The following is a 5,780-nucleotide window of genomic DNA, read 5'->3' as shown; positions in this document are numbered from 1 at the left end:
ACTGTTACCAGAATGCATTAGCAGAGCGGATTAATGGAATATTAAAGCAGGAGTTTTTAATTACACGATGTCAAACCATGAAGGAGTTAGATCACTTAATTGCGGAATCTATTATGATTTATAATTGCTATAGACCACATTTAAGTTTAAATATGAACACCCCGAATCAAACGTATGAGCAAACTAAAACCGAGCTAATTGCTTAACTCGGTTTGAAGTGGAATACTGTCAATCTATTTCAGGACAAGACACTCAGATAGATGTTCATGGAGCTTGGTTTTAGGGCTTAGAGCCAAATTGAATGAAGCTTAATTTAGGTAAAATCCGCTTGACTAAAGTCCCCACTAAAAGTGCGGTAATAATGGTGCCTTCACGTACTCCGATGACTTGATGTAAGACTAGCCAACTGCTGATAACCGCAATACTGACCAAGACAATGTCGCCATAGGTTTTACAGTTGCCAAAATCAAGGCGATAACGAATAGCAATGGCTTGATAGAGACCTTCTGCGGCTAAGAGGACTAGACTGGCTTTGACCACTAAGCTCACACCTAAAGCGGTAATCAGGCAACTTGCCAAGCAAGCCAGGAGTTGAAGTGGGTAACTTTCTATGCTCCAGCCTTGGGTGAGCCACATTAAACCGTCAATAAATGCACCAAACAAAATTCCCACGGGTAATTGCAGCCACTGTATCCACTGAAAGCGTGATTTTAAGATCAGCATTTGCAGCAGTATCATGACGATGTGCATCAATACTGTTAATGTGCCGACGGTGAGTGGAAAGATATAGCTAAAGCTGTAGGGCACCGAGGAAATAGGGGATGTCCCTAAATTTGAATGTATAGAGAGTACGACACCAAAAGCCAATAATCCTAATCCGCTTAATAGTAAGAATAAGCGTGGAAAAAACTGTGTTGGCATCCTGCACCTAAAAAATAAAAAGAGTGTACGTAAAACGCAGCCTGCGCTCTATGCGTCTAAAGCCCAAAAATAGTGGCTTTTTATGACTGTGATCGTTAATAGTGATTATTCAAATAAAATAGGCTGTATTTTTATCAGCAAAAATGACTAAGCATGTAATTAAAATGATTTTTGCAAAAACAGGCCTTATGGAATAATGGTCAAAAATCAAAAAAGAGCAACAACATGGCGTATTACAATACCGATAATCATGATGAACAGATTGATCGAATCTTGAGATATTTATTTGATCACCAAACCACACAGTATAAGCGAGCATTATTTTGTGAGGCGCAGCAACAATTACATGATTTGGATATCGCAGCACAGTACCAACTATTTGCATTGGTACGAGAACAACTCCCTCGACGTGCCAAGCTGCTATTTTCTGCCGAGGATTTCCGTGGAAAGCAACAAGTCATCTTGGAAGTCATGCAACATTTAGCATTTGAACGTTAAAAAATGCTTGGAAATATAAAAATGCACGCAAAAAAATGTCTATAAAGCTTGAATAGGTGTGATGACAGAAAAAAATGATGTGCTTTGAGGAAGAAAAGTAGACTAATGATCAATAAATAATCAAAGCTACTTTTATTAGATTTAAAAGCGCTGAAAAAGATTTGCTAGATATAAGAAATTTACTTAATTAAATATCGACTATTTGCTAAAAATTTATAAAAAATGCCTCTAATCGTAGCGCACTAATATACAGTTTCACTCGACCAACCCAAATACGTCGTTTACGACATTCAGTTTGACCAACTTGAAGATGGCGAAATAAATCACTAATTTTATGATTCTTGGCTAAGTGATTGGTCACAATAAAGTTTTTTTAACACGTATACAGAAGTTAATGTCATTTTCAATTAACCATGTAAACCATTTCTCACCGATAAATTCTCTGTCTGCAAACACATTCACAATACGATCTTTACCAAAAATGGAGATAAAGCGTTGAATCAAAGCAATACGCTCTTTTGTATCTGAATTTCCACGTTTATTGAGCAATGTCCAAACAATAGGTATCGCTATTCCACGATAGACGATGGCTAACATCAAGATATTAATATCTCGTTTTCCCCATTTCCAATTAGTTCTATCCAAAGTTAATTGGACTTTATCGAATGAAAATATATTGAAAATTAACTGAGAAATTTGACGATAATCGAAATACTGATCTGCAAAGAAGCGTTGTATACGTCGATAAAATGATTGTGGTAAGCACTTGATGGGTAAGGCTTTAGATGCAGAAGAAAGATTACATGTCTGTTTTACAATTAATGCAAGCATAATCAGTGTAAAACATTTTGCATGTGACTTGTTCCACTTTAGATATTTGTTTAAGATGAGATGTAACTCATTGAAATGTGTCATCATATTCGTCGTCAGAAAACAAGTATTATGCCATTATTTCAATGAGTTATCTTTTTTTGTCGTGTACAAAGATATTTTTTAATGATAAATAAAAAGCCTATTTTTAAAGAAATTTAGCATACGGCATAGTGAAAACAACAATAGAGCAATTACTCAACAATAAACATTAACATCAATTATTTAGATCATATTCAATTTTAATAAAAAGACAAATGTGTATTAAAAATAGCCATCATACGTCTATTTTTGATTACAAAATATAATGAGGGGATTGCTTCCCATTTCATACATTTTTCATATATAAAAAGACATACTATTTTTAAGGTTTTTCTAAACCAATTTTTTTACTTCATAATTTTTAACATCATAATTAAAGGTGAACCATGCAAAATAAGAAGCGCACCCCATTAGACGCGCAACAGTCCCATCTTTGGATTATTGGTGGTGGTATCGCAGGTATGGCTGCTGCTGCATTTGCAATCCGTGATGCCAAAGTCCCTGCCAAAAATATCCATATTTTAGAAGAACTCGATATTTCAGGTGGTTCGATGGATGGTGGACATACACCGCATGCCGCGCAAGCTTGGGTAACACGTGGTGGGCGAATGCTGACCGATGAAACTTATTTGTGCCTATGGGACTTATTTTCCAGTATTCCATCTTTGGAAAATCCAGACATTTCGGTGCGTGAAGAATGTCGTGAGTTTAATGAAAAAGTGAAAACCCACGCCAATGCACGGTTGATTGATGCCGAACATGTCATTGCGGATGCAGCAAAGCTTGGTCTGAATACGCTACATCGTGCACAGATGCTGCGCCTATTAGCTTCAAAAGAAGAAAAAATTGGCAGTCGCCGCATTGATGAGTTTTTTGATGAAACCTTTTTTGAAACCAATTTCTGGCGCATGTGGCGCACGACTTTCGCTTTTCAAAAATGGCACAGTGCAGCAGAGTTAAGACGCTATTTCTTGCGTTTTATTCAAGAATTGCCACGCATTCATACCTTAGCGGGTGTGAAACGTACCAAGTACAACCAATATGACTCGATGATTCTGCCCCTACAGCGTTGGTTAGTCGCACAAGGCGTCGATGTGCGTTTTGGACACTATGTCACAGATGCAGACTTCATTACCAATGCTGAAACTCAAGAACGCTACGCTTCACGCCTATATGTACAATTGCCTGAAGGCTCAGAGCAAATTAATCTGAAAGCCAATGATTTAGCTATTTTCACTTTAGGCTCTATTACAGCAGACTCACGTTATGGCGGTAATCATGACGTGCCTGCCCTTATTCGTCATCGAGAAGATCATGGCTGGACGCTTTGGGAAACGCTGGCACAAAAAGCCCCAGACTTTGGCCGTCCAATGACTTTTTATGGCAATGTCGATGAACATAAGTGGGAGTCTTTCACTCTGACCATGAAAGATGACGTGCTACTTAAACGTATTATTGACTATACAGGCAATGAACCAGGCACAGGCGCACTCATGACTTGGTATGAGTCGGGTTGGCATTTATCCATCGTGGTTCCTGCACAGCCACACTTTGCCGACTTACCTGAAGGTTTATATACCTTATGGGGCTACGGTTTCCAAATTGACCATATAGGCGATTACATCAAAAAACCAATGTCCGAAGCCACGGGGCAAGAAATCCTAACAGAACTGATTAAACAGCTCGGTTTTGACGACATTTTAGATCATGTTTTGGCAACGACTGATGTTACTACCGCCATGATGCCATACGCCTCTGCCCTATTCGCCTGCCGTAAACCGGGGGACCGTCCACAGGTAATTCCACAAGGCTCACAAAACTTTGCTTTCCTTGGACAGTTTGTGGAAATTGAAGATGACGTGGTCTTTACTGTGGAATATTCAGTTCGTGGGGCGATGCTTGCCATTTATGAATTTTTTGGGGTGGAACGTGAAATCCCTGAAATTTACAACGGTCTACTTGATCCCAAAGTGGGTTTAAAAGCTTTAGAAACAGTGTTCCACTAAGTTTTTAATATATAGCGATAAGAGCACCTTTATGTCGCCACTATTACATAGTTTAATTTAAGCAACGTTTGGATACACGAGTGTGGCAGGGATGCCACACGTTATCCATCATAATAGGGATGTTATGTATGGGTAACAAAGGCTTTTGCTTTCTTTTGGCTTATCAAAAGTAAGGGTATTGCCTACACAAACACCTTTTATACTTTATTGAAAGTTGAGGCCGTGTACGCACCTAATTTTAAATTGGATAAAAAGAAAAATTAGATAAAACTTTATACCTCATTCGTAAATAAATTGACTAATCAACATAGGAAAAACATCTCCACGTTTTAAATAATACTCCGAAACTGACTAAGTGCTTTTCTATCTTTTTCTCATGATTTTAGATTTCATAAAAATTACCTCTGTACACGACAAATTTCATAGGATCCTTGTCCTATCAGGCTTTTTCTTTCTTAAAATTGCTAGCACTTTCTTAAATTCTTCTTTTTTTCCAAAACCAATCAAACGTAGAATAGCCATTTGAACATAGTCCAAACCGTAGCGAAATAAACTCACTGAAAGTCGTCCATGCTTCTTTATTTTTATCGCTTTTTTCCGATCATGTTGCCATTCACCTGTTAAATAGCACCAACAGAAACCGATAGCTAGCACTGCTATCAATTTCTTGACTCGTCTAGGGTCTGTTAAACGAGTATTTTCAAGATTGAATCCACGTCCTTTGAGACAACTAAATAACGTTTCGATTTCCCAGCGTAATGCATAATCACGAATAGCAGAAGCATTAAACATAGGAGAAACAACAAGTAAAAGCTCTCCATCTTCTAATCGTAGCGCACTAATATAAAGTTTCACTCGACCAACCCAAATACGTCGTTTACGACATTCAGTTTGACCAACTTGAAGATGACGAAATAAATCACTAATTTTATGATTCTTGGCTAAGTGATTGGTCACAATAAAGTTTTTTTAACACGTATACAGAAGTTAATGTCATTTTCAATTAACCATGTAAACCATTTCTCACCGATAAATTCTCTGTCTGCAAACACATTCACAATACGATCTTTACCAAAAATGGAGATAAAGCGTTGAATCAAAGCAATACGCTCTTTTGTATCTGAATTTCCACGTTTATTGAGCAATGTCCAAACAATAGGTATCGCTATTCCACGATAGACGATGGCTAACATCAAGATATTAATATCTCGTTTTCCCCATTTCCAATTAGTTCTATCCAAAGTTAATTGGACTTTATCGAATGAAAATATATTGAAAATTAACTGAGAAATTTGACGATAATCGAAATACTGATCTGCAAAGAAGCGTTGTATACGTCGATAAAATGATTGTGGTAAGCACTTGATGGGTAAGGCTTTAGATGCAGAAGAAAGATTACATGTCTGTTTTACAATTAATGCAAGCATAATCAGTGTAAAATAT

The 5,780-nt window shown here is 37.4% G+C and carries 5 protein-coding genes and 1 pseudogene; 3 read left to right on the top strand and 3 right to left on the bottom strand.

Annotated features, from left to right (window positions below):
- A partial coding sequence (locus FTV38_RS16300; protein ID WP_180005052.1) for an integrase core domain-containing protein occupies positions 1-206 on the top strand: 206 nt, incomplete at its 5' end.
- A gap of 73 nt (positions 207-279) precedes the next feature.
- Here the strand turns inward: FTV38_RS16300 and FTV38_RS16295 are convergent.
- Positions 280-921: a YitT family protein gene (locus FTV38_RS16295; RefSeq protein WP_180022985.1), complete on the bottom strand. Its 642-nt coding sequence runs from the start codon at positions 919-921 to the stop codon at positions 280-282.
- A 225-nt stretch (positions 922-1,146) separates the two neighbouring features.
- Here FTV38_RS16295 and FTV38_RS16290 point away from each other — a divergent pair, with 225 nt between their 5' ends.
- Positions 1,147-1,419, top strand: a complete 273-nt coding sequence (locus tag FTV38_RS16290) for a hypothetical protein (protein ID WP_111886092.1) — start codon at positions 1,147-1,149, stop codon at positions 1,417-1,419.
- Between the two features lie 226 nt (positions 1,420-1,645).
- On the opposite strand, the pseudogene FTV38_RS16285 reads toward FTV38_RS16290, so the two are convergent.
- A pseudogene (locus tag FTV38_RS16285) lies at positions 1,646-2,334 on the bottom strand (IS4-like element ISAba33 family transposase); the annotation flags it as partial.
- Between the two features lie 383 nt (positions 2,335-2,717).
- Here FTV38_RS16285 and FTV38_RS16280 point away from each other — a divergent pair.
- Positions 2,718-4,337 carry an oleate hydratase gene (locus FTV38_RS16280; protein WP_004883953.1) on the top strand — a complete coding sequence of 540 codons (1,620 nt, stop codon included), beginning with the start codon at positions 2,718-2,720 and terminating at the stop codon, positions 4,335-4,337.
- Positions 4,338-4,757: 420 nt separating this feature from the next.
- Here the strand turns inward: FTV38_RS16280 and FTV38_RS16275 are convergent.
- A protein-coding gene (locus tag FTV38_RS16275) for an IS4-like element ISAba33 family transposase (RefSeq protein ID WP_180022984.1) occupies positions 4,758-5,780 on the bottom strand; the annotation gives its coding sequence in 2 pieces (ribosomal slippage) (positions 4,758-5,308 and positions 5,308-5,780; 1,024 coding nt annotated over the 2 pieces). This gene is flagged as partial in the annotation.

This window comes from Acinetobacter sp. YH16044, assembly GCF_013417145.1.
GTDB classification, from domain to species: Bacteria; Pseudomonadota; Gammaproteobacteria; order Pseudomonadales; family Moraxellaceae; genus Acinetobacter; species Acinetobacter amyesii.
This window is presented reverse-complemented; position numbering and strand designations above follow the sequence as displayed.